Genomic DNA, 24,968 nt, shown 5'->3' on the forward strand with positions numbered 1-24,968 from the left:
GCGGCAGCCGCGACGATCGCCGTTCCATGCTGGTCATCATGGAAGACCGGGATCTTCAGGCGCTCGCGCAGGCGGCGCTCGATCTCGAAGCACTCCGGAGCCTTGATGTCCTCAAGGTTGATGCCGCCGAAGGTAGGCTCGAGGGACGCGATAATATCGACCAACTTGTCGGTATCGGTCTCATTCAACTCAATATCGAACACATCGATCCCGGCAAACTTCTGGAACAGGCAGCCCTTGCCCTCCATCACCGGCTTGGAGGCCAGCGGACCGATGTTGCCGAGACCCAAGACGGCCGTGCCGTTCGAGACCACGGCCACGAGGTTGGATCGGCTGGTGTAGAGAGCGGCGGCGGCCGGATCGGCATGGATGGCCATGCAGGGGGCAGCGACACCTGGAGAGTAGGCCAGGGCCAGATCGCGCTGGTTGGTCATGCCCTTGATCGGCAGGACGGCAATCTTTCCCGGGCGGGGAAGCCGGTGGTACTCGAGCGCGCTCCTATTGAGAGCCTCGACCGCGCTGTCATTCAGGTCCGTGGCGCTCGAATTCACCTCTTGGCCCATGGCATTCCTCCCACCTGATGGTTCATCTCTGTCGTCGATTTTAGGTAAAGCTCATGCTTGTCGGGCAAAGGCTATCCTTAAGGGAGCAATGCCTTGGCTTGCCTCGCGACCTCTGTTCGTCAACCGTCCCCATGCCCATTCGACCGCGAAGATGGCGACGCTGTCATACCCCCCGGTTTGACACGCCCACCGCAATGTGATCGGGCTTCATCAGCATTGTCCCTGCCGACGATCCTTGTGCTGCCTATTGGTCTCCAACAGACACCTCACCTACATGACTAGGATGGCCCGGAAATCGTTGACGTTGGTTCCGGTCGGACCCGTGACGAACAGGTCGTTCACGGCATTGAACGCGGTCCAGGCGTCATTTCTTGCGAGAAGGTGATGCGCCTCGCAGCCGTGTGCCGCCAATCGGGTAACAGTCGACCCATTCGCGAACGCGCCGGCATTGTCTTCGGAACCGTCGATCCCATCGGTATCAGCGGCCAGGGCGAAGAGGCAGTCCCTTCCGGCGATCTCGATTGCCAGGGCAAGAAGGAACTCCGTGTTTCGCCCGCCCTTTCCATCACCCCGGATCGTAACAGTGCATTCCCCACCCGACAGCAGGACCAAGGGCCGCTCGGACGGTGTGCCCTTGCGGAGGATATCGTCGACAGTTGCCAGGTGCGCCTTGGCGACTTCCCGCGCCTCACCCTCGATGGCGTCACCGAGGACGACTGCCCGCATCCCGAGCTTTTCCGCCCGCGCCGCAGCCGCCGCAAGGGAGGCCGCCGCAGACACGATGACCTTGGCCTCATTGCGGGCGAAGCACGGATGGTCCGGATCAGCATCCGTCCGCTCCCGGCTCCTCAGGAAGTCCATCACCCGCGCAGGCAGGCGCAGGCGATGCCGCTCAATGATCCGGAGGGCATCCGCGGGCAACGCCCGGTTGGCAACCGTCGGACCGGAAGCAACCAGCCCTGGGTCGTCGCCCGGGATATCCGATACGATGAGGGTAACGACTTTCGCGGGGTAGGCTGCAAGCGCCAGGCGTCCTCCCTTGATCGCCGAGAGTTGGGTGCGCACGACGTTCATCGCGGAGATGGGTGCGCCTGACGCCAGAAGCACCTCCGCAACCGCGATCTCGTCCTCCAGGGTTAGACCGTCCTGAGGCAATGCCAACAGCGAGGAACCGCCGCCCGAGATCAACGCGACGACAAGGTCGTCCTCGGTCAAGCCCGAGACGGTTTCCATGAGGCGACGGGACGCCATCAGGCTCGCGACATCCGGAACGGGATGACTGGCCTCGATGATCTCGATCCTGTTGCAAGGAGCATGTGATCCGCGCCTGGTGACCACGATGCCTTCAAGGGGACCGTCCCAGAGCGTCTCGAAGGCTCGGGCCATCTCGCCGGAGGCTTTGCCGGCCCCGATGACGATTGTTCGCTCCTTCGGCCTTGCCGGAAGTTTGGCCCTGATCGCCTCGTATGGATCCGCGGCGGCCACGGCTGCGGCGAACAGGGACGTCAGAAAGGTCTTGGGATCGTGATCGACGGCCATCGATCACGCCGCGACCATGTTTGTGGGTTGACCACGTTCGAAGGCTTCGATGTTGTCGACCAGTTGGTCGGCAAGACCCTGGACAGCTTCGTGGCTCGCCCAGGCGACGTGCGGGGTGAGAATGAAATTCGGAAGGTCGAGCAGCCGCATCAGCGGATGGTCGGGCGGCGGCGGTTCGGCCGTGACCACGTCGAATCCTGCCCCACTGACCTGCCCCTCCCGCAATGCACGCTCGAGGGCGATCTCATCGACGAGCCCTCCGCGGGCCGTGTTGATCAGCAACGGACGGCGGGCCATCATCGCGAACTCGTCGGTGGAGATCATGTTGCGGGTGGATGGCATCAGGGGAGAGTGAAGGGTGATCACGTCGCTCTCTCGCAAGACCTGCTCGAAGGGCGTGTAGAGCGGACCCATCCCGGTCGTGCCCTTGTAGTCCGAGAAGAGCACCTTCATGCCGAAGGCACGGCCAAGTTCGGCGACGGCACGTCCCAGAACCCCGTCCCCGATGATGCCGAGGGTCGAGCCGGCAAGGTCGCGAATTGGGTAATCGAAGTAGCAGAACTGGCCGGTCTCCTGCCAACGGCCCGCACGGACGGAATCATGGTAGGCGACCAGGCTGCGGCGCAGCGCGAGGATCAGCGCAAACGTATGCTCCGGGACGGTGTTGACGGCATAGTTACGGATGTTCGTGACGCCGATCCTGCGTTCGGCACAGGCGGCTACGTCGACCACGTCTGTGCCCGTAGCCGCGATGGCGACGAGCCGGAGGTTGCTCGCGGATCCAATCGCCTCGCGGCGAACGGGGACCTTGTTGGTGATGACGATGTTGGCATCGCGGATACGCTCCGCCACCTCTTCGGGCTTTGTCCGGCCGAACGCGACGAGTTCATGGGGAAACGAGAACGCCCGCAAGGTGATGTCGTCGGGCAGGGTGTCGCGGTCGAGCACGACGATGCGCGCGGTCTTCTTGAGGCTGTCGGACATGGGTGATGCGCCTGTTCGCGAATGAGGGACAGGGCGCGCATGACGCGGTCCCTGTCCCATTGGTGGGGCTGCGGGCCTCAGGCCTCTTCCTCCTGGAACGCCACCTCGCGGGTCCGGCGGAAGGACGGTAGGACCATCAGGATGAACATCGCGGCGGTCGCCAGCAGCAGGACGAGGCTGATCGGCCGTTCGAAGAACACGCTCGGGCTTCCGTCAGAGAGCACCATTGCGCGCCGCAGGTTCGTTTCCAGCAGCGGACCGAGAACGAAACCGAGCAGCAGCGGCCCTGGCTCGCACTTCGCCTTCCGGAACAGGTACCCGAGGAACCCGAAGCCTGCGGCGAGCACGACGTCGAAGATTCGGTTGTTGATGCTGTAGACGCCGACGCAGCAGAACAGCAGGATGGCCGGGTACAGGAGACGATAAGGGACGGTCAGCAGCTTCACCCAGATGCCAATCATGGGCAGGTTGATGACGACCAGCATCAGGTTGCCGACCCACATGCTCGCCACGAGGCCCCAGAAGATCTGCGGCTGAGTTTGCAGGACGGTGGGGCCGGGGGTGATCCCATGGATGATGAAGGCGCTCAGCATCATCGCCATCATGTTGTTGGACGGGATACCGAGCGTGAGCAGCGGAATGAACGACGACTGCGCGCCGGCATTGTTGGCGGCTTCGGGTCCTGCCACGCCCGCGACGGCCCCGTTCCCGAATTCCTCAGGATTTTTCGAGACCTTCTTCTCCAGGGAGTAGGCGCAGAAGGACGACAGCGTCGCGCCGCCGCCCGGCAGGATCCCGAGGAACGTGCCGACGCCTGTTCCCCGCAGGACGGCAGGCCAGGCCTGCCGGAAGTCCTCCCGCGTCGGCCACAGGCGGCTGAGCTTGCTGACCAGGACGCCGCGCCCTTCCACGTTTTCGAGGTTCTCGATGATCTCCGTGAACCCGAAGACGCCGATGGCGATCACGACGAAGTCGATGCCGTCGAACAGCTCGATCGCATTGAACGTCAGGCGTTCCTCGCCGGAGCCCGCGTCGATGCCGACCATGCCGAGGAGCAATCCGAACAGGATCATGCCGATCGCCTTCAGCACGGGCCCCCTGGCAAGGACAGTGGCGGCCAGCAGGCCGAAGACCATGAGCGAAACGTATTCGGCGGGACCAAAGGAGAGCGCGAACGACGAGAGCATGGGGCCTGCGATAGCAACGCCGAACGTCGCCACGGTTCCCGCAAAGAACGATCCGAGCGCGGCGACGGCAAGCGCCGAACCGGCCTTTCCCTTCTGGGCCATGCGGTAGCCGTCGATCGCGGTCACCACGGATGATGCCTCGCCCGGCAGGTTGACCAGGATGGCGGTGGTCGATCCGCCGTATTGCGCCCCGTAGTAGATGCCGGCGAGCATGATGATGCCGGCCAACGGGGGAAGATAGAAGGTGATCGGCAGGAGAACGGCGATCGTCGCCGTCGGGCCGATGCCCGGCAACACCCCGATCAACGTCCCGAGGAGGGCTCCCAGCAGGCAGAAGGCGAGGTTGGTCGGGGTCAGCGCTTCACCGAACCCGAGCATGAGCAGGTCGAGGAATTCCATGTTCCGCTCCTCAGAAGGGCCAGATGGGCATCTGGACGCCGAGGCCGACGATGAAGACCAGAGCGCCGAAGGCGGTGAGTCCGGCCGTGAGCAGGATCACCTCACGCCACCTGGACTCGCGGTCAGCAAGGCTTCCGATCACCAGCAGCCAGATGGACGCGGCCACGAAGCCGAAATACCCGGCAATGAAGGCAAAGCCGACGACCGATAACAGGATGACCGAAATCGGACGGAGTTGCGGGAGGGCAATGTCCTCCCGTGCCCGGAAGAGGCCGATCCCGCCGACGACCAGCCCGACGAGGATCAGGAGCCAGCAGACGAGCCGCGGCAGATAACCCGGGCCCATGGCGGCGGCCGTGCCCATGGTCAGGTCGCGCCCGGCCCAGAGGCCGAGCGCACCGATGCCCACGAACATCACGGCCGTCAGGAGGTCCGGCCGATCGCCGGTCCCCCCAACCTTGCGTGGAGCTGCCATCACTTCTGTTCCTTGACCAGCTTCCAGGTTTCCGCAAGCCGTTCCGCCCTTGCCGGAAGCTCCTTGTTCCAGTCTTCCGACGACCGGTACGAGAGGGCGAGCGACTGCTGCTTGGCCTGAGCCTGGAATTCCGGATTGTCGAGAGCCTTCTTGACGGCAGCCGAGTACTTCGTCCTGATGGCTTCGGGGACATCGCAATTCATTGCGATGCCGCGCTCCGAGCTCATGAGGACGTCATAGCCCTGCTCCTTGGCCGTCGGCAGGTCCGGAGCGATGATGGACCGCTGATCGGCGAACTGTGCGAGGGCCTTGAAGGCGGACTTCTCGCTGCCTTGGAATTCGCCGACGTTGATCCCCATGGCCATGATGTGTCCGCCGAGCAGAGCCGTCCTTGCCTCGTTCGCACCGTTGAAGGTGACCGGGGTCAGATCGATGCCAGCGGACTTTTCCAGTTGCAGCACGGCAAGATGTTCGTCCGTTCCGAGGCCGGTCGTGCCAACGCTGACCTTACCCGGATTGGCCTTGGCGTAGGCGACCAGGTCCTTGAGCGAGTTGAACTGGGAGTTTGCCTGCACGATGAACGAGCCGGGGTCCTCGACGATGCGGGCAACCAGGCAGACCTTCTTGGGATCGAAACGGACCTTCCGGTCCATCTGCATCGTCAGGTAGCCCGGCGTGTTGAGGGACGACAGCGTGTAGCCGTCGGGCTTGGCCTGCGTCATTGCGGTATATGCGATCTCACCGGACGCGCCGGGCCGGTTCAGGATGGTGATCTTCGCGCCGAGTTCCTTCTCGATGTAGGGTGCGAGCGTCCTGTTCATCACGTCCGTGCCGCCGCCCGGGGCGAAGGCGACGATCATCTCGATCGGCCGGTCCGTCGGCCACTCGGCATGAGCGGCTCCGATGCCGACCAGCATCGACGTGGCAAGTGCGGTATTCCGGATCAGGTGCTTCATTCGTTCCTCCCATGGACAGCGGTCACCGTGACCGCTCAAGCGTTTCGGAGTTCCCCTCCGAACTCATTCAGGTTCCACCGCGCAATCGACGGTGACTTGGACTTCCTCGGCACTCACCCATGGGCGAGTGCCGAACACCCGCTCATGCGGGCCGATGCCGTAGGCAGCTTGGTTACGGTAATTCGCAGCCCATCTTGGCGAGCGTCTCGTTGAACCAGGTCGGCTTGTGCGTGCCTGCCTTGATGGCATCCATCTGCTTGTTCTCGGCGGCGTGCTTGGCAACCGTCTTCTCGTAGACGTCCGCCACGTCGTCGATCGGCACGACCACCACGCCGTCGGCATCCCCGAGGACCAGGTCGCCGGGCATGATGACCATTCCGCCGATGGCGATCGGGCAGTTCACCTCGCCGGGACCGTTCTTGTACGGCCCGCGATGGGTCACTCCGACGGCGAATGACGGAACGTTCATTTCCAGGAAGGCATCGGCGTCGCGGATGGCGCCGTTGAGGACGAAGCCGACGACGCCCCGGCGGCGTGCGTAGTCGAGCATCATCTCGCCCATGAGGGCGTGGGTCACCTCACCGCCGGCATCCATGACGATGACGTCACCCTGCTCGGCCATGTCCATGGCCTTGTGCAGCATCAGGTTGTCGCCGGGCGGGGCCTTCACGGTCAGGGCCCGGCCGGCGAGCTTGCCCTCGCGGTGCATCGGGCGGAGCTGCGCGCCGGCGGCGTACATGCGGTACATGCTGTCGCTGACATTCGCGACGGGCAGCTCCTTGAACTTCTCGACCCATTCCTGGTCGACGGCGCGCTCCCGGTTCCGAACCCTAAATCCTATGCTCAATGTCTTCTCCTCGTGGTTTCGATACTGGAGGTCGGTTGAAAAAGGTCAGGTCGTCGCCTTCGCGAGCGCGCGGTAGTTCACGATCCTCTCGCGGCCCGGATCGCGGCCCTGGATGACCGCCAGGATCCCCTCGACCGCGTCCACGCCGACCCGGACATTGGCTTCCCGCGTCACGCCACCGATGTGCGGGGTCACGACGATCTGCTGCCGTCCCCAGAAGGGATGATCGGGAGAGGGAGGCTCGGTCGCGAACGTATCGAGGCCGGCGCCCGCGATGTGACCGCTGTCGATGGCCCTGACCAAGGCGTCCTCATCGATCAGTCCACCGCGGGCGGTGTTGACGATGTAGGATCCTGCCTTCATCAGGCCGATCGTCTTGTCGTCGATTAGGTTGCGCGTCTGGGGTGTCAGGGGGCAATGCAGGCTGACGATGTCGGACGCGGCGAGAAGGTCCTCGACGGCAGCGTCCCGGGTGACGCCGGCATCGGCGAAGGTCGCGTCATCGGCAAAGGGGTCGAAGGCGCGGACATGGATTCCGAGGGCTTTCGCATAGACGGCCGTGTGCCTCGCGATGGCCCCGAAGCCGACCAGGCCCATGGTCAGGCCCGCGACCTCCACGCCCGAGAAGCCGGCCTTTTCCCATCGGCCGGCGCGCAGGCTGCCATCGAGCGGCACGATGCGCTTGACGGTGGTCAGCAAGAGGGCAATCGCATGCTCGGCGACGGAACGGGCGTTCGCGCCGGCTGCGACGACAACCGGAATCTCCCGGCGGGTCGCGGCATCGACGTCGATGTTATCCACCCCGACACCGTGCTTGGAAAGGACGCGCAGCGATGGCGCGGCGTCAATGGCGGAAGCCCCGAAGCGTCCCATCCGGACCACGACCCCGACCGGGTCGACCTCGGCAACGATCCGGACCAGATCCTCCTCGTTCGTATAGGGAGGGACATAAGCTACACTGTAGCCATTGTCGGCGATGAGCTTGACGGCTTGCTCGTTGATGGCGGGGCCAGTGACCAGGATGTTGCGGCTGTCCATGCGTTCCTCGCGGTCGGGATGAGCGAGGACGCGGTGCGAGATATCGCACCTTGGATCACATCCCTCCCATGTCCCGAAGCTTTTTGCTCGGTGTTTCGTTGGCGAAGATTCGTAACATAACGTTTTCTTGAAAAAAGCGAATAATTCTGACATTTATGGACAGTTTTTCTGAAAATGTGTCGGTTTGGCCAAGTGGATATCCGTCAACTGAAGACGTTCATCGCGATCGCGGAGCTTGGAACGCTCGCCAAGGCGGCGGACGCCGTCGGACTGACGCCATCGGCTGTCAGCCAGCAGATCCAAGCGCTGGAGAGTGAGGTGCAGGCCGAGCTGTTCGACCGCTCGACTCGGCCGATGACGCTCAACAGTCACGGGCTTCAAATGCTCGAGGCCGCGCACAACCTCGTGCGATCCGCCGATAACGTGATAGACGCCATATCCGGAAAGGCGATCACGGGCACGTTCACGATCGGCTCGGTCCGATCAAGCGCCCTGTCCTTGTTGCCCCGGGCGATCGTCGCGCTGAAGGCGGACTATCCTGATCTCAAGATCAAGCTTCATGTCGCCAACAGCGACGAACTCCTGAACGACGTCGTATCGGGAAGGCTTGATTCGGCAATGGTGGCCGAGCATTCCGGAGTTCCCTCGGCGCTGAGATGGAGTCCCTTCATCAACGAGCCCCTGTTCGTGATCGCTCCGCCGGGCACACCGCAGATGCCTGCGACGGAAATGCTCTCGACCCTCCCATATGTGAGGTTCAACAGCAGGTTCCGTCTCGCCCAGTTGATCGATACCGAAATGGCAAAGAGCGGTATCGCTACGAGCCCGATTGCGGAAATCGACACCATGACCGCGGTCGTCGCCTGTGTGGTCCATGGTCTCGGCGCCTCGGTCGCCCCTTACAGCGCCCTGAAGGAGGCCCTTGGCGAGGTCGTGTCAGCTCCGTTCGGAAATCCGCAGGTCCATCGTCAGGTCGGGTTGATCGAGCGCCGCACGAGCACGCGAACGATCGTGATTGACCGGCTGCACCGGCATCTCGTGAGTTTCAGCGGCGAGTACGGTGTGGCGCGCTGAGACACGCCCTACGAAGCCGATCCCGCACCGATCGCGGACGACCACATCTTTGGGGCGATGCTCTCGAGTGTTACCGTGGTGCCGGCCGTCGAAGCCTCTCTCAAGACCTGGACTCATCTACGCCTCTGATCCTGAGAAGCCGCTCCGGACCCAGTTCACCGAGCGAGTTGATCCCGAGAAGGCCCATGTTCCGGCTGATCTCGGTCGAAAGAATGTTGATGGCATGGCTGACACCGGGTTCGCCTCCGATTGCGGCCGCATAGACGAACGGACGGCCGACGAAGACGAATGCAGCGCCAAGGGCGATGGCCTTCAGCACGTCGGAACCTCGCCGGACGCCGCCGTCCATCATGACGGGGATCGAAGTCCCCACGGCATCCGCAATGGCGGGTAGGACGCGGAGGGGCGAGACTGTCCCATCGAGCTGCCGGCCACCGTGGTTCGACACGATGATCCCCTCGACGCCACTGTCCCTGGCGATGCGGGCATCCTCCTTGGCCATGATGCCCTTGACGACCAGGCGTCCCTTCCACCGCTCGCGGATCAGTTCCAGATGACGCCAGTTCAGATGGTCCTTGGCTCCGAAGTCCCGCATCACGCTTTTGGCCAGGATCGGCGCTCCTCGTGTCGCATAGGAATTCTCGAAGTGGGGCATGCCGTGCTTCAGCAACGTTCGCAGAAACGTGTTCAGTGTCCAGTTCGGTCGCATCATGCCGTCCCAGGCCAAGCGAAGACTGGGCCGAAGAGGCGTAGAGAAGCCGCTCCGGACGTTGTTCTCGCGATTGGCCAGCACCGCCGTGTCGACGGTCAGCACGAGCGTCCCGAAGCCTGCCCGCTCCACTCGTTCCAACAATCCGAGGATCCTGTCAGGTTCACCTGGCAGATAGGCCTGGAACCAAGCCGCAGGGTTTACCTCGGCGACTTCCTCCAACCGGATGAGCGAAGACCCACTCATCACCATCGGAATGTTCGCCTTCTCGGCCGCCTGTGCCAGGACCAGATCGCCGCGGTAGGCCGAAAGGGCACTGATCCCCATCGGAGCAATTCCGAACGGCGCCGCGTATGTGCGCTCGAGCAGTTCGACCTTCTGCGTTCGCCTGGACACGTCGGCGAGCACCCGCGGGACAAAGCCGAACTCCTCGAAGGCCGATCGGTTGTCCCGGAGAGAGGCGTTGGTCTCGGCGGCCCCTGACACGTACCCGAAGATCGGCCGAGGCAGGTGGCGGCGCGCCGCAATCTCGAAGTCATCAAGTGCGAGGATCCGACGGAGGCGCCGCGGTAGAGCGGCAGGAGGTGTTTGCACGATACCCTTGACCGGAGTCGATTCCAGATCCGTGGTGGAGCGCTCCATGCCGCGCGGCGTGTCAGGACTGCTCATGAGACTCCTCTCTCCGGTTACCAATGAATGAGCCTTGTGGCTTGCCGCTGTGACCCGTCGCGTACCCTGTGCACCGACTATCCCGGATCACGTTCATAGACCGAGGCTCTTGAGGATCAGCTTGCGCCGGGAATAAACGATCCCGCTGAAGGCGAAGGTCACGGCTGCGCCCGCGACCAGGGGACCACGCAGCCCCGTCAGGTCCGACAAGGCTCCGATTACCAAGGCACCAAGGGCCGGTGCCCCCCGAAAGATCATGCTGTGCAGAGCAAGCATCCTACCCCGCAGGTGATCGGGCACAGCAAGCTGAATCACGGTCTGACTGGCGATCCCGCTCAAGACCATGCCGAAGCCCACGACGAACAGGGCGACGAGTCCCAGCAGTTCCTGATGTACGACCGACGCGACGAACAATGCCGCGCCCATTAGGAGGCCATTGGACAGAGACATTTTGGCCAGGGCCGCAGGATCGGCCTGCCGGCTCAGCCAGAGTGCCCCGACTAGGGCGCCGAGGCCGATCACGGATGTCATGAAGGCAAACTTGCTGGCGTCAGGGCCGAACAGGGCCGCGTAGCTCGGCATGAGTTCGAGAATGGGGCGTATGCAAAGCGAGACGACCGTCAGCGTAAGAAACATGGCACCGAGGCCGACATGCCCGGCGGCATAGCGCCAACCTTCGACGACTGACGTGATCAATCCGCCATTGGCGGATCGAGTGGTTTCGACGGAAACCAGACGTATCCTGGCAAGCGTCCAGGAGAAGACTGCGAACGTCCCGAGATTGATCGCGAAAGCCAGTGTGAGGCTGCCCTTCGCAATCACGAGGCCCGCGATGGCGGGACCGACGAAGCGGGCAACGTTGAACACGACAGAGTTGATCGCGACCGCACTGATCAGGTTCGGGCGCTCGACGAGACTGGGAAGGAGCGCCATCCGGAAGGGTTGGTTGAAGGCCGTGATGATTCCGCCGACCAGTGCCAGTACCAACACGAGGCCCGGGTTGAGCAGGCCGAGGGCGCTGAGAATGGTGAGCAGTCCCGCATGCACCATGAGCAAGGCCTGGCTGATCCGCGTGACCCGCAGTCGCTCGGACCGGTCAGCCATCGCGCCAGCCAAGGGGGTCACGAGGACCATCGGAAACAGGTCGGCGAAAGCGACCGCCCCCAGCCATGCCCCTGAGCCCGTCAGTTCCCAGACGAGCCAGCCGAGTGCAACCCGCTGAACCCAGGTTCCGACGAGCGAGAAGACGTTGCCGATGGTGAAATTGCGATAATTGGCCTCGGACAAGGCCGCGCGTACGCCATGCCATCCCTTTTGCATGGTTATGCGGCCCATGCATAGGGACAAGGTGTTTCTGGAACCTTCAGCACGGCTTCCTCTCTTTATGATTGCTGCTGACTAGGCTTAATCAGCACGGACGCGGGAAGACGTGCTTGGCCTGTGGGTCGAAGCCTGGCTCGCGGGCGTTCCGCCGAGTTGTCGTGTAAGTTCGGTGGAGATGGACCTCAGCAACTCAAGATGGTGGGCGACAGCCTCTTCATCGAAACGGCTTGTCGGGCCTGCCACGCCAATGACCCCGGCGACCTGCTGGCCAAAGCTGAATATAGGACAGGCAATGCTGGCCACTTGCGGATCGCGCTCGCCAAACGTGATATGGAACAAGTCACGGCGAATTTGATCGTATGGCTCTCCGGGTTCGCCAGCGAAGGCAAGAAGCACGCGTCCTGGCGCACCTCGGTCGAGGGGCAGCAGATCGCCGGTCCGGGCGTGATGCCCGATGGATTGCGGCGAATCCACACGAAAGAGGCAGACCCGCATATCGCCTTCGCGAACGTAGAATGCCGCGCTCTCGCCGGTCTCCTGAGCCAGGCGCCGCAGAGCCGGCTGAACGTAATCCTCGATCCGGAAGCCGGCCTGGTAGAGCGTTCCCAGTCGGGCGAGCTTTGGTCCGAGGCGGAAGGTCGCGTCGTCGTTGCGCACGAGGTAGCCGGCTCGGGCAAGCGACCTCGTGAAACGGAGAACAGTCGGCTTCGACAAGTCGACCCGTCGTGCCAGTTCCGCCAAGCTCAAGGACCGGTCGTCAGGCGTGAAAGCATCGAGCACTGCCAATGCACGCTCGACGGCAATCACCCCACCTTCCTCCCGCGCTTCGCTATCCAAGGCTTCCCTGGGCATGGGCGTTTCACTCTATGTAACGATAGTCCTTTCTATGAAATAGCCTTGAAGTGTGCCGCTGTCAAAGCACCACTTAAGGTAAGAAATTTTCGTGACGCAGCCGTCGTACCGCCACTCGATGAGGAGGGTCTGGAGTGGGTCAGTAGGCGAAACTCCCCTGCCCTTCACTAACGTCTGCTTACACCGTGTGAGCGGCCATCCGAGTTATGTCCGAGACGTGCCAATCGCGGACTTTCCGGATGGCAGAGCGAGAGCGATTTCCATACGGCTGGAAGTTTGCGTGGCACGTTGGGGAGCGTTTGCACAGCAGGATACCATCGAAGGGAAGAGGCCCTCTCACCGTCCAGAGCCTGATCCGCGAACCAACTCCACTGCAATGATCTCCCGGGCAGAGGTATGCGCGGAGCCCACAGATAATCGAGCTTCGATGGGCTGAAGCTCCTTTCTGGAGAGCCTTGCAATTAGGTCTGGTTCCTACGGTCGGTTGCGTCCCTCCACGTCCCCAGCAGCATCTCCAGGAACCGTTCGGCCGCGGGCGCCAAGCTGCCGCCGCGCCGCCGCACCACACCGATCGTCCGCGCCACTTCCGGGTTTCCAATTGGTCGGGTCACGATGATGGGATGATCGCCCTGCGGTGTGGCAAGTTTTGGCAGGACGGAAATGCCCAACCCGGCCTCCACGAGGCCCAGGGAGGTCGAAAGGTGGGTCACCTCGTATGACCAACTCAGGTTCACCCCGGCTCGCACGAGTGCGGCATCCAGTATGATACGGTTGCCGCTAGTCCGGCTCACGGCAACGAGCGGCTGTCCCTCGAGATCCGACCACGTCAATGACTCGCGCTTGGCCAGCGGGTGGTCCCGCCGGCAAGCGAGAACGAAGGGATCCTCGATCAATGGCTCGAAGGTCAGCTCCGGATCGGACGTGCCGAGCAGGTTGATGCCGAACTCGACCTCTCCACGCGCCACACTTTCAAGGCCTTCGTTCGCAGACAGGTCCAGGATCCTGAAGCGGATGTTCGGATATTGCTCGTTGAACCGCGCGATGACGGAGGGCAGGAAGTAGAAGGCTGCCGTCGGGACGCAGGCCAGCGAGATCAAGCCTCCCCTTTGTCGGCCGACCTCCCGCATCGCGAACAGCGACGAGTCGAACTCATCGAGCATGCGCCGGACGAGAGGCAGGAATTCCCGTCCGACGGTCGTCAAGGCAACGCGCCGGGTCGTGCGCTCCAGCAGGGCCGCCCCCACCGCAGCCTCCAGTCTCTGGATGCGCCGGCTGAGCGCCGGTTGGGACAGGTTTAGGGCCTCGGCTGCGCGATGGAACCCCTCAAGGTCCACGACTGCAACAAAGGCACGCAAGTCAAGGGCTTCGAAATTGATGCTCATAACGCATTAATAGCACCGATCTTTGCATTTCACAGTAGTTTTCAGATTTGAGATGGTCCTCGGGCAAGACAAACCGATGGACCTGACGCTGTGCAAACCCTGTCCGCCCCTTCGAACAACAGCTCCCTGCGGGTTCCCTGCGTGCTCATGCGCGGCGGGACATCGCGGGGACCCTTCTTCCTTGAGGCGGACCTTCCCGGCGATCCCAGCGAGCGTGATCGCTTCCTGATCGCGACCATGGGCTCCCCTCACGTGCTCCAGGTGAACGGCATTGGCGGCGGCAACCCAATGACCAGCAAGGTCGCGATCGTCGCTCCGTCGTCCCAGCCCGGAGCGGATGTCGATTACCTCTTCGCCCAAGTCTCGATTGACCGGGCCTTCGTCGACTTCAGCCCGAACTGCGGCAACATGCTGTCCGCCGTGGGCCCCTTTGCGATCGAGGCCGGACTGGTGCCGGCCGAGATCGGCGAGACGACCGTCCGGATCTTCAACCGCAACACCTCGACGATGGTGGAAGCCGTGGTCCAAACCCCGGCCGGCATCGTGGAATACGAGGGCGAGACTGCCATCGATGGCGTGCCCGGCACGGCGGCACCGGTCAAGCTGACCTTCCTGGACGCCATTGGCTCCAAGACCGGGGCGTTCCTGCCCACCGGGCATGTTCGCGAGTTCATCGAGAACACGCCGGTCACGCTCGTCGACTACGCCATGCCGATGGTGCTGCTCCGGGCCTCCGATCTGGGCCTCTCTGGCGATGAAACGCCCGATGACCTCGAGGCCAACATGGATCTCCTGGCCCGCCTGGAGGCTATCCGGCTGGAGGCGGGACGCCGCATGGGGCTCGGCGACGTGTCGGGCAGCGTCGTTCCGAAGGTCGCGATCCTGTCCGGGGCCCGCCACGGCGGAACGATCACCTCCCGCTACTTCATGAACGCGCACCGCTGCCACAAGGGCCACGCGGTCACGGGCGCCCTGTGCATCGCGGCCGCCTGCCGCCTGCCCGGCAGCGTCGCGCACGACCTCGCCACTCCCAGTCTCACGTCATTGGTGAACCTCGAGCACCCAAGCGGCCGAACCGAGATCGACCTGAGCTTCGACGCCTCCGGTCATGTCTCACGGGCAAGCCTTGTCCGCACCGCCCGCAGAATCTTCGAGGGCAACGTCATCGTCCCGGCAAGCGCTGTTGCGGCGCCTCTGGAAGGGATACAACAAGGAGGAGACCATGCCCAAGATCATCACACGCCGACTGCTCTGTTGCGCACTTCTGGCGGCATCGACGACGATCGCGGCACCCTTTAGCGGCGCGATCGCGCAGGACAGCTTCCCGACCCGGCCGATGAAGCTCGTCGTCCCCTATGCCGCCGGCGGCGGGACCGACGCGATCGCACGGCTCGTGGCGCAAGGCGTCGGCGAGAAGCTCGGACAGAGCCTGGTTGTCGAGAACAACGGCTCCGCCGGAGGCAATGTCGCCACCCAGCAGGCGGCGAAGGCCGAGCCCGACGGCTACACCATCCTGATGGCCAATCAAGGACCAATGGTGGTCAATCCCCACCTGTTCAAGAACGTCAAGATCGATCCCCTGACGGCCTTCGAACCGATCACGCTCATCACGGCGGCGCCGCTGGTCGTGGTTGTGCCGAAGAACTCGCCGCATAAGTCGATCAAGGAGCTGATCGACCATGCCCAGAAGAATCCCGGCAAGCTGACCTATGGTTCGGCGGGCAACGGTTCGGCGAGCCATCTTGCCACCGTCCTGCTCGCCCAGGTCACGAACTTTCAAGCCACCCACGTGCCGTATCGCGGCGCCGGGCCGGCCCTGAACGACCTCCTCGGCGGCCGCATGGACTTCATGGTGACCACCGTCCCGTCTGTCCTCGGCCTGATCGAGAGCTCAGACGTGCGCGTCCTTGCGGTTACGTCCAAGACCCGGGCCAAGAAATTCCCGGAGGTGCCCTCCGTGGCGGAAAGCGGCTGGCCGACCTACGAGGCGACCGCTTGGTACGGGTTTGCCGTTCCGAAGGGAACGCCGAAGGAGATTGCCGACAAGATCAGGAAAGCAACTGTCGAGACCATCACCGCCGGTGTCGTGCGGGAGCGGCTCGAGAACGAAGGCGCAGAGCCGATCGGCAACAGCCCCGAGGAGTTCGCCGCGATGATGAAGGCGGAGTCCGCCCGCTGGGCCGAGATCGTCAAGAAGGCAAACATCTCCATCGACTGATCGATGGCACGAGATCAGCACCCCCAGCGCTTTGGATCGACGTCGCTGGGGGTGGGGTCCGAGCCATGATGGAAGATGAGGTCCATGCCGACGTACATCGTCGTTGAAAGTGGGACCGACCGCGTCCTCGGCGTCACGCACGCGGCCGATCCGGTTTCAGCCTGTATCGAAGTCTCGCGCCGTTCGATCAACCCGACCTCGCGGGTCCTATACGAAATCAGATCCAATCCGAGATACGGGGATTGGCTCGCTTACGAACTCCCAAGGCAGTTCGACGATCCGGCAGCCTGGGAGATGTTCGGACCGGATGCCGTCAAGCACGGACGGCTCGTCACAGTGATTGCTCGCCGATTGGCGAGGTGAACGGCCGCTGACGGCCATCGGGAGCAGGTGCTCCCGGCCATACGCACCCTCGAGCCGCCGAAGGCTCCGTGTGGGATGCGATGCACGAGACCTGCAAAAGCAGGCGCCCAAACAACCAGGATGGAAACCGGCACGCCATGCGGTGTGCCAAGGGAGGTGAAACATGTCTGAAGCCATGTCAGGAGACCTGCGCCCGGCGCGTGCCGGACCCGTTCGTTCCCCACAGGGCCTTGTTGCCGGATTGACGCTCATCGCGCTCGCGGCCCTGGCGCTCTGGCTGACGAGCGACCTCGATCAGGGCACGTTGCAGTCCATGGGTCCCGCGCTCCTGCCGCGTTGGCTGGCCATCGCCGTCGGCCTGTGCGGGCTTGTCCTCGTCGGGACGGGCTTCACGACGGATGGCCAGGGCCTGGACCGCTGGAGCCTACGTGGCCCTGCCTGCGTGGTCCTTGCGATCCTCGCGTTCGCCGTCACCATCCGGCCGTTCTCGTTCGGCGCGGTCACGACGCCGGGCCTCGGACTGGCCGTCGCCGGGCCGCTGGCGATCATCGTCGGGGGCTATGCCACCCCTGAGGCGCGCCTGCGCGACCTCCTGATCCTGGCGTTCCTGCTCACGCCGTTCTGCATGATCCTGTTCGGGGACCTGCTCAACCTGCCGATCCCGATCTTTCCCCAAGCGTTCGCCGATCTCTTCCCGGCGTCCTGGTCGCAGAAGCAGATCCTGCGCCTCACGGCAGCCCTCTTTGCGGGCGGCGGACTGCTGATGCTCGTTCTCCGCCCACGTCACCACAACACGTCGGTCGACGTAACTGACCATTCCGGGAGGATCTGATGGGCGACCTGTTCTCCAACCTTTCACTCGGTTTCGGGGTGGCATTGTCCCTCCAGAACCTGGGACTTGCCTTCCTGGGTTGCCTCGTGGGCACGCTCATCGGGGTGCTGCCCGGCGTCGGTCCCATCGCCACCATCGCGATGCTGCTGCCGATCACCTTCGGGCTTGATCCCACCGGCGCGCTCATCATGCTGGCCGGCATCTATTACGGCGCACAGTACGGCGGCTCGACCACCGCCATCCTGGTCAACATCCCGGGCGAGGCGACCTCCGTGGTCACCGCCCTCGACGGCCACCAGATGGCCCGCCAGGGCCGCGCCGGTGTGGCGCTGGGCATCGCCGCCATCGGCTCCTTCTTCGCCGGCACGGTGGCAACCCTCGTGATCGCGGCGCTCGGCAAGCCCCTGACCGGCCTTGCCCTTCTGTTCGGCCCGACCGAGTACTTCTCGCTCATGGCGATGGGCTTGGTCTTCGCTGTCGTGCTGGCCCACGGCTCGATCCTGAAGGCCATCGCCATGATCCTCGTCGGCGTGCTCCTCTCCACCGTCGGCACCGATCTCGAGACCGGCGAGGAGCGCATGACCTTCGGATTGCCGTTCCTGGCCGACGGCATCGACTTCGCCGTGCTGGCCATGGGCGTCTTCGGCATCGCCGAGATCCTGCGCAACCTCGATCACACGGAGCACCGCGACGTGGTGCGCCAGGCCATCGGCCGCCTGCTGCCGAACAAGAACGACTTCCGGCAATCCTACAAGCCGGTGCTGCGCGGTACCGTGATCGGGTCAATCCTCGGCATCCTGCCCGGCAATGGTGCGGTGCTGGGACCGTTTGCCGCCTATACGCTGGAAAAGAAGATCGCCAAAGATCCCAAGCGCTTCGGCCGCGGCGCCATCGAGGGCGTGGCGGGGCCGGAATCGGCCAACAATGCCGGCGCCCAGACCTCCTTCATTCCGCTGTTGACGCTCGGCATTCCGCCGAATGCCGTGATGGCGCTGATGGTGGGTGCCATGACCATCCACGGCATCATCCCCGGTCCGCAGGTGATGACCAAGAACCCGACCCTGTTCTGGGGCATGATCGCCTCCATGTGGGTGGGCAACCTGATGTTGCTCGTCATCAACCTTCCCATGGTGGGACTCTGGGTTCGCCTGCTCAAGGTACCGTACCGGCTGCTGTTCCCGGCGATCCTGATGTTCTGCTGCATCGGCATCTACTCGATCAACTCGCTGCCCACCGACGTGATGTTCATCGCCTTCTTCGGCCTGGTTGGTTACGCGCTGATCAAGCTGGGGTTCGAGCCCGCGCCGATGCTGCTCGGCTTCGTGCTCGGCAAGCTGATGGAAGAGAACTTCAGGCGCGCCCTCATCATCGCACGGGGTGAGATCACGACCTTCATCAGCCATCCGGTGAGCGCCGCCCTGCTCGGCGTGGCCGCGGTCGTCCTCCTGATCGCCTTGCTGCCGGCAATCCGCAAAGGGCGGGACGAGGTCTTCGTCGAGGACTGAGATCGAGAGGAAAGCACTCGGTATTTGCGTCAACACCGTAATTTGGAGATTTACAATGCAGATCACAGGCATGCTCCATGGAGCAAAACTGCTTCAGTTCGCCGGGTTCCCGACCTCCGAGGTCCTCGGCCCCGATGCCAGCGAGGAGGAGATCCGGGCGCTCATCGACCGCCACGGCAGCGTCTTCATCAAGCCGGTGTTCAAGGGCGGCGTCGGCAAGAAGGGCAAGGCCGGGCTCCTTGGCCGGGCCTCCGACCTGAGGACGGCCCTGAAGGAGAAGGAGCGGCTCTACTTTGTCGAGCACCGGGTCGGCCCCACCGTGGCCAAGGCTAACGGGGTGACCTTCGAGGGCGCTGTGCCGGCCGAGCACGAGGTCTACTTCTCGATTTCCGACTCGACCCGCTTCCGCGCGCCCACCATGACCCTGACCCACCACGGCGGCATGGACATCGAGGAGGTCGACAAGAGCCTCGTGGCCCAGATCCCCTTCGATGCGCTGACCGGACTCAAGGCGTTCGTGGTCGCCAACGCCCTGTCGGAGCTCAACGCCCCGAAGCAGATCATCTCGCCGCTGGTCCAGCAGCTCCCGAAGCTGTGGGAGCTCTACCACAACTTCGGCATGACGACGCTCGAGCTGAACCCGATCCGCATGCGGCCGGACCGGACCGGGCGCCTGACCCCGGTAGCCTGCGACTTCAAGTGCGGCTTCGACCGGGACGATCCGCGCTGGGAGCGGCTCAACCTGCCCAATCATCTGTTCGCCGTCGACTATTCGGATTTCGAACTGGAGATCAACCAGCTCCGCACCTACCAGGGCCAGAGCGACGTCTACGTCATCAACCCGCAGGGCACGATCCTGGCACCCACCTTCGGTGGCGGCGCCAACTCCCTGGTCACGCAGATGCTGGGCGACGATGCGATCATCTCGTCCGACTTCGGCGGCAACCCGCCTTACGCGAAGATGAAGGAGGTGGCCCGCATCTGCTTCAAGCACTGGCTCAGGCAGTCGAACGTGTTGTTCATCATCGGCGGCAAATCGAACAACACCGACATCTTCGAGACCTTCCGAGCGATGGCGGACGCCCTGCGCGAGCACTTCGGCCAGCACGGCCCCTCGCCGCTGTACGTCGTGGCCGGCCGAGGTGGGCCCAACCTGGTGCGCGGCATGGGCACCTTGCGGGATACGCTCGAGGCGCTCGGCGTGCCCTACCGCCTCTTTGGCTTCGACTCCGACATGAGCGAAGTCATCAACTACGCCCGTGCCGCGGACGCCTGGATGAAGGCCGGCGGACGCGAGGAGATCGCAACGAAGCTGCGGATCGCACTCCCCGCAGCAGCCTGAGCAAGGCCGCCCAAACACACTGACTCGGCGAAAGCCGATCAAGCCATTGGAGGAGACACAATGTTCAAGCAGGGCGTCGGCAGCTTCAAGTACTACGTCGGCATCAGCTCCCTCGACCAGATCGCCACCCGCGACGACCGGGTGTGCGTGCTCAACATCCTGGGCGGCGAGTCGAGCGACGTCACCCCGGTGGGCCACGCCTACTCGGGTGGCAACGTGGTGTTCGGGACCTCGCCCGGCCGCAGCGGTCAGGTCCTGGAGACGCCGGTCGGGAATGTCCCCGTCTACAACAACGTCCGCGAAGGGCTCGAGGCGGGACACCGCTTCAACTGCGGCGTGGTCTACCTGCCGCCCTCCGGCGCCCGCGACGGCGTCGCCGAGCTGATCCGGGTCAATCCCGAGCTCAAGAAGATCTTCATCGTGACCGAGAAGCTGTCGGTGCACGACTCGCGCGAGATCCGCGCCATGGGACAGCAGAACGGGATCGACATCTTCGGCGGCAACAGCCTCGGTGTGGCCGACGCCTGGAACCAGGTCCGCATCGGTGGCGCCCTCGGCGGCGACAGTCCGGCCGAGGCCCTGCGCAAGGGTTCGGTCGCGATCTTCTCCAACTCCGGCAACTTTACCACCACGATTGCCACCTACCTGCGCATGGCCGGCTGGGGCACCACGACCCTGATCTCGAGCGGCAAGGATGTGTACATCCACTACGCCGCGCCCGAATTCGCCTTCGCGCTGGCCAACGACGCCCGCACCAAGGCGGCCGTGCTCTATGCCGAGCCGGGCGGCTACTACGAGCTCGATGCCACCTTCACCAAGCCGGTGGTCGCCTGTGTGGTCGGCCGCTGGAAGTCGAAGCTCACCCGCGCCGTCGGTCACGCTGGCGCCATGGCCGGCGGCCATGACGATGCCGAGGCCAAGGAGCAGTGGTTCATGGCCAAGTTCGGCGTCGACGACATCTTCACGCCCGAGAACCCGGTGTTCTCGCCCCAAGGCGCGGTGGTCACCAACATTGCTCATATTCCGCAGGCCCTGACGGCGGTGATGCAGGCCAATGCGGCCCGTCCGGACTTCGAGCCCGAGGGTAGCCTTGCCCTCAAGCCGTGGTTCGGCTCGAGCCAGGGCATCGTGCTGCCGCCGGAGCTTGATCTGCCGGTGGTCACGGCGGCAAGTCCCTATGACCAGCAGATCGAGCACCTGAACCGGCAGATCGGGGCGGTGTTTCCGCGCCAGGCGATGAAGGATGCGTCCGGCGCCTCGCAGATGGACCCCAGGACCCAGATCACGTCGCTGCATGGCACGTCGATGCTGGAGGCCGCGCAGTTCCCGGTGGAGTCGAACATCTGCCTGTCCCTGCTGCGGGGACCGGGCAGCGAGAACGACCGAAAGCTGGTCAATGCCGCCGTGGGAGCAGAGATCAACCTGTCCGGCACGCCGGCCCTGGCCGCGGCCCAGGCGGCGCGGGAGGCGGGCAATGCTCCCAACACGGTCCTGGCCGCAGCGTGCAGCATCATCGGACCTCGGTATGCGGACAGGGCGCGCCAGGCCGTACGGGCTCTGGTCGAACACTTCACAGAAGCTGGATTACGGAGCGCTGTCGATGAGACCTTCGACCTGAGCCAGGTGCGGTTCGATGGCGCGGCGAACCTCTTCGTATCCGATCAGCCGGACGCGAAGGCCGAAGCCCTGCTGGATGGGTTGCAGGCCCGTGGTGCGAAGTCGGTGTTCGTGCGCTACCTGCGCACCCTCAATGGCCACCCGACGGCCGATGCCGTTCTCGCAGCGGTAGCGACAACGCTGGCGTGGGAGCCGCTGATGCGCAAGCGCATCTCCCTTCTGACGGTGGAGACCCTGCCCTGGTGGCTGCGGCTGTTCGGCGTCCTGATCGGAGCGTCGGCTGACGCCGGGCGGCATGAGGAGGATGCGTTCTGCGGCATTCCCAACGAGGAGATCGTCGGCTCGCGGTCGCTGACTGAGGTTGCGTTCGCAGCCCTGGTCGGCACCGAGCCCACACCGGATCACCTGTTCGCCTTCCAGACTCTCGTCGGCCTTTTGCTCTCAAACGGGCCGGGCACAATCTCGGCTCAAGGAGCCAAGGGCGCGGTTTCGGCCGACGGGCCTGAGACGCCCGAGCGGGTGCAGCTCAACAAGGCGCTGATCGGCTTCCTGACCCATTCCGGCTATGCCCATGGCGGCAACGGCTACGAAGGCATCGCCTTCCTGATCGAGCAGTTCCAGGACGTCGATCTGGCCGATCCGGGCGATCCGGATCACGGCATCGACCTGCCGGCGCTGGCCCGCCGCTACGCGGCCGAGTACGCCACCTACAAGGCGGACAAAAAGACCGCCGGCAGCCTGGACATCCAGAAGATCCCGGGCGTGAACCACCCGGTGTTCAAGGACAAGCCGGTGAACCACGATCCGCGTGAGGTCTTCGTGCGGGAGCTGTTTGAGCGGCGCGAGGAGTACAACGTCTTCCACGCTTATTACCAGGAACTGGTCAAGGCGCTGTACGAGACGGGGGTGTCGCGCAATGTCTACTGCGTCAACATCGATGCGGTGATCGCGGCCCTGCTGCTGAAGATGCTGTGGCGGCCCTACCGGGATGGCGCTCTGACCAAGGAGGCTCTCGAGACGAGCGCGTTCACGCTCTTCCTCTATGCCCGCATGCTCGGCTGCGCCGCCGAGATCGACGATCACCTGAACCGCGGCCGGAACATGGACACACGAACGGCGGCATCCAAGTGCCAGTACGTGTCCTGACCGTGGCTGAGAGGATGACAGGAAGGACCGGGAATGAGTGAGCTTCTGACCACCGAGGCCTTGTCGGCCTTCCTCCAGGTGATCATGATCGACCTGGTGCTGGCGGGTGACAACGCCGTCGTGATCGGCCTGGCGGCAGCCGGCCTGCCGAAGGAGCAGCGCAACAAGGCGATCCTGATCGGCATCATCGCCGCCACGGTCCTGCGCATCGTCTTCGCGGGGCTCACCACGCAGCTTCTTCAGATCGTTGGCCTGCTGCTGGCTGGTGGCATCCTGCTGCTGTGGGTGTGCTGGAAGATGTGGCGCGAGCTGCGGGCCGGCCATGCCGAGAAGGACCTCGAGGCCGAGGAGGCTCTTGAGGATCGCGATCTCGACCAGGACGGTCTGATCGCGGAACATGCCCCGCGCAAGACCTTCGGCCAAGCGGCCTGGCAGATCGTGGTCGCCGACGTGTCCATGTCGCTCGACAACGTGCTGGCGGTGGCCGGGGCCGCGCAGGATCACCCGATCGTCCTTGTGTTCGGCCTCGGTCTGTCGATTGCCCTGATGGGCGTCGCTGCCAGCTTCATCGCCCGCCTGCTTCAGAGGCACCACTGGATCGCCTATGTGGGTCTCGCCGTCATTCTCTACGTGGCGGTCGAGATGATCTACCGTGGCGCCCTGGAAGTCTGGCCATTAATGTCGTGAGGGAGCAGCCATGGAAACTGGCAAGATCGAGGTGCGCGAGGCTGTCATTCGGACGATTGCGATGCCATCCGACACCAATCCTGCGGGTGATATCTTCGGTGGCTGGCTGATGGCGCAGATGGACCTCGCCGCCGGTAACGCGGCCGCGCGGCGCGCTCGCGGACGCTGTGCGACTGTTGCCGTCGACGGCATGGTCTTTCACACCCCGGTTCATGTCGGTGACGAGGTTTCGGTCTACGCCGACCTGATCTCGACCGGGCGGACATCCATGAAGTTCCAGGTCGAGGCTTGGCGCCGCTCCCGCGATGGCGACGAACGGATCAAGGTGACGGAGGCGGTCTTCACGTTCGTTGCCATCGACAGCGGCTCCCGTCCTCGTCCATTGCCACCAAGTTGAGCTCGTCGAGCTGTTTACTGCTGAAGGTCTGTTGTGGGTCGAGCCTGCGTAACAACGTTTTCGCGTGCGTCAGTAAAGGGCCGCGTCATCCATCTCGGACTGGAAAACAGGAATCGAAAGCCTTGCGTGGGTAATCAGGGCCTCAACAGTATGCCGGAATTCCTTATCGGTTTCAGGGGCAAGATGGACCGCCTCACAGAGACGGTGCATGTCAACAGGAACGAAGACGCCCTTCTCTGGCACGCGGACCCCGAATTCTTCAGCCAGATCGAGTTGGAGCACCGAGCGGAACTCCTGCTCATGGGCGAAGCTGCGGCGCTTATGAAAAAAGCGTCCAAGCCCAAGACCTCCCTGCATGTGATCGGTGCGATAGTCGATGTAGCGTACCGGCCCCACCCAGACGCGCTCCTCCGCATAATGGGGCTCGATCCTGTAGGGCTGAAGGGCCGATACCAAGCGATCGACCGTCGACCGGATTGCAATCCCACACTTCTCACGGACGTAAAGGCTCCACATCGCTGCGGATTCGCCTTCGTTCATGTGCCAGCAGCTGATCTTCGTCAGGCGGCGGAGTTCCTCGAAAGCCTTGGAGCTGTGCGCGACCATGATCTCGGGGGTGCTCTCCCGCAAGCGGATGGCCTGTGATTGCGGGATTGATCCTTCGAACCTGTCCTCGAACTCGCGGGCGCTTGCGAAGTAAAGGGCCTGGCGTTCGATTAGCGACTGGAACTTCGGCAGGTCAAAATAGCGCCACAGCTTTGTTTTGCCCGCAGCCAGGCCGAGTTCGGGAAGTACACTCACTGCCATGCCGATTTGCCTATTTCCAACGGAGGGAAAGGGTTCCCTAGCATGTCGGCCGCGCAG

22 protein-coding genes and 1 pseudogene are annotated in these 24,968 nt (G+C 63.8%); 10 read left to right on the forward strand and 13 right to left on the reverse strand.

Features of this window, described 5'->3' with window-relative positions; translation table 11 throughout:
• The 8 genes and pseudogenes from DC522_RS13135 to DC522_RS13170 all read right to left on the reverse strand — a co-directional run.
• Positions 1-563, reverse strand: a pseudogene (locus DC522_RS13135) (NADP-dependent malic enzyme); the annotation flags it as partial.
• Between the two features lie 270 nt (positions 564-833).
• Positions 834-2,102 carry a glycerate kinase gene (locus tag DC522_RS13140; RefSeq protein WP_116529146.1) on the reverse strand — a complete coding sequence of 423 codons (1,269 nt, stop codon included), beginning with the start codon at positions 2,100-2,102 and terminating at the stop codon, positions 834-836.
• A gap of 3 nt (positions 2,103-2,105) precedes the next feature.
• Complete coding sequence (locus tag DC522_RS13145; protein ID WP_116529147.1) at positions 2,106-3,086, reverse strand: D-2-hydroxyacid dehydrogenase; 981 nt, start codon at positions 3,084-3,086, stop codon at positions 2,106-2,108.
• Between the two features lie 77 nt (positions 3,087-3,163).
• Positions 3,164-4,672, reverse strand: a complete 1,509-nt coding sequence (locus tag DC522_RS13150) for a tripartite tricarboxylate transporter permease (RefSeq protein WP_116529148.1) — start codon at positions 4,670-4,672, stop codon at positions 3,164-3,166.
• 10 nt (positions 4,673-4,682) lie between these two features.
• Positions 4,683-5,147 carry a tripartite tricarboxylate transporter TctB family protein gene (locus tag DC522_RS13155; protein WP_116529149.1) on the reverse strand — a complete coding sequence of 155 codons (465 nt, stop codon included), beginning with the start codon at positions 5,145-5,147 and terminating at the stop codon, positions 4,683-4,685.
• Positions 5,147-6,103, reverse strand: a complete 957-nt coding sequence (locus DC522_RS13160; RefSeq protein ID WP_116529150.1) for a tripartite tricarboxylate transporter substrate binding protein — start codon at positions 6,101-6,103, stop codon at positions 5,147-5,149. The genes DC522_RS13155 and DC522_RS13160 overlap by 1 nt, the downstream gene beginning before the upstream one ends.
• Before the next feature lie 172 nt (positions 6,104-6,275).
• Positions 6,276-6,950: an RraA family protein gene (locus DC522_RS13165; RefSeq protein WP_116529151.1), complete on the reverse strand. Its 675-nt coding sequence runs from the start codon at positions 6,948-6,950 to the stop codon at positions 6,276-6,278.
• Between the two features lie 45 nt (positions 6,951-6,995).
• Complete coding sequence (locus DC522_RS13170; protein ID WP_116529152.1) at positions 6,996-7,988, reverse strand: hydroxyacid dehydrogenase; 993 nt, start codon at positions 7,986-7,988, stop codon at positions 6,996-6,998.
• Positions 7,989-8,180: 192 nt separating this feature from the next.
• Here DC522_RS13170 and DC522_RS13175 point away from each other — a divergent pair, with 192 nt between their 5' ends.
• Positions 8,181-9,062: a LysR substrate-binding domain-containing protein gene (locus tag DC522_RS13175; RefSeq protein WP_116529153.1), complete on the forward strand. Its 882-nt coding sequence runs from the start codon at positions 8,181-8,183 to the stop codon at positions 9,060-9,062.
• A 100-nt stretch (positions 9,063-9,162) separates the two neighbouring features.
• Here DC522_RS13175 and DC522_RS13180 read toward each other — a convergent pair whose 3' ends face one another.
• The 4 genes from DC522_RS13180 to DC522_RS13195 all read right to left on the reverse strand — a co-directional run bounded on the left by DC522_RS13180 (position 9,163) and on the right by DC522_RS13195 (position 13,997).
• Positions 9,163-10,440, reverse strand: a complete 1,278-nt coding sequence (locus tag DC522_RS13180) for an alpha-hydroxy acid oxidase (RefSeq protein WP_245444136.1) — start codon at positions 10,438-10,440, stop codon at positions 9,163-9,165.
• Positions 10,441-10,533: 93 nt separating this feature from the next.
• Positions 10,534-11,760, reverse strand: a complete 1,227-nt coding sequence (locus tag DC522_RS13185; RefSeq protein WP_165820150.1) for an MFS transporter — start codon at positions 11,758-11,760, stop codon at positions 10,534-10,536.
• An 84-nt stretch (positions 11,761-11,844) separates the two neighbouring features.
• A complete protein-coding gene (locus DC522_RS13190; RefSeq protein ID WP_116529155.1) occupies positions 11,845-12,615 on the reverse strand; it encodes an IclR family transcriptional regulator in 771 nt (256 codons plus the stop codon).
• Between the two features lie 461 nt (positions 12,616-13,076).
• On the reverse strand, positions 13,077-13,997 hold the full coding sequence (locus DC522_RS13195) for a LysR family transcriptional regulator (RefSeq protein ID WP_116529156.1): 921 nt from the start codon (positions 13,995-13,997) through the stop codon (positions 13,077-13,079).
• Positions 13,998-14,096: 99 nt separating this feature from the next.
• Here DC522_RS13195 and DC522_RS13200 point away from each other — a divergent pair, with 99 nt between their 5' ends.
• From DC522_RS13200 to DC522_RS13240, 9 genes are all read left to right on the forward strand, one after another.
• Positions 14,097-15,296, forward strand: a complete 1,200-nt coding sequence (locus DC522_RS13200) for a 4-oxalomesaconate tautomerase (protein ID WP_116529214.1) — start codon at positions 14,097-14,099, stop codon at positions 15,294-15,296.
• Positions 15,220-16,215 (forward strand): tripartite tricarboxylate transporter substrate binding protein, encoded by a 996-nt coding sequence (locus DC522_RS13205; protein ID WP_116529157.1) that lies wholly within the window; start codon positions 15,220-15,222, stop codon positions 16,213-16,215. Before DC522_RS13200 ends, DC522_RS13205 begins: the two co-directional genes overlap by 77 nt.
• An 84-nt stretch (positions 16,216-16,299) precedes the next feature.
• Positions 16,300-16,578, forward strand: coding sequence for a hypothetical protein (locus DC522_RS13210; protein ID WP_116529158.1), 279 nt, complete (start codon positions 16,300-16,302; stop codon positions 16,576-16,578).
• 163 nt (positions 16,579-16,741) lie between these two features.
• On the forward strand, positions 16,742-17,410 hold the full coding sequence (locus tag DC522_RS13215) for a tripartite tricarboxylate transporter TctB family protein (RefSeq protein ID WP_116529159.1): 669 nt from the start codon (positions 16,742-16,744) through the stop codon (positions 17,408-17,410).
• On the forward strand, positions 17,410-18,915 hold the full coding sequence (locus DC522_RS13220) for a tripartite tricarboxylate transporter permease (protein ID WP_116529160.1): 1,506 nt from the start codon (positions 17,410-17,412) through the stop codon (positions 18,913-18,915). Before DC522_RS13215 ends, DC522_RS13220 begins: the two co-directional genes overlap by 1 nt.
• Positions 18,916-18,970: 55 nt before the next feature.
• Entirely contained in the window at positions 18,971-20,257 is a 1,287-nt protein-coding gene (locus tag DC522_RS13225) for an ATP citrate lyase citrate-binding domain-containing protein (protein ID WP_116529161.1), read from the forward strand.
• A gap of 60 nt (positions 20,258-20,317) precedes the next feature.
• Positions 20,318-23,020 carry a citrate/2-methylcitrate synthase gene (locus DC522_RS13230; RefSeq protein ID WP_116529162.1) on the forward strand — a complete coding sequence of 901 codons (2,703 nt, stop codon included), beginning with the start codon at positions 20,318-20,320 and terminating at the stop codon, positions 23,018-23,020.
• Positions 23,021-23,053: 33 nt separating this feature from the next.
• On the forward strand, positions 23,054-23,707 hold the full coding sequence (locus DC522_RS13235; RefSeq protein ID WP_116529163.1) for a TerC family protein: 654 nt from the start codon (positions 23,054-23,056) through the stop codon (positions 23,705-23,707).
• Between the two features lie 10 nt (positions 23,708-23,717).
• A complete protein-coding gene (locus DC522_RS13240) occupies positions 23,718-24,104 on the forward strand; it encodes an acyl-CoA thioesterase (RefSeq protein ID WP_116529164.1) in 387 nt (128 codons plus the stop codon).
• A 69-nt stretch (positions 24,105-24,173) separates the two neighbouring features.
• On the opposite strand, the gene DC522_RS13245 is transcribed toward DC522_RS13240, so the two are convergent.
• Positions 24,174-24,911, reverse strand: coding sequence for a DUF2971 domain-containing protein (locus tag DC522_RS13245; protein WP_116529165.1), 738 nt, complete (start codon positions 24,909-24,911; stop codon positions 24,174-24,176).
• Positions 24,912-24,968: the final 57 nt, after the last annotated feature.

This window comes from Microvirga sp. KLBC 81 (assembly GCF_003075415.1).
Taxonomy (GTDB): domain Bacteria; phylum Pseudomonadota; class Alphaproteobacteria; order Rhizobiales; family Beijerinckiaceae; genus Microvirga.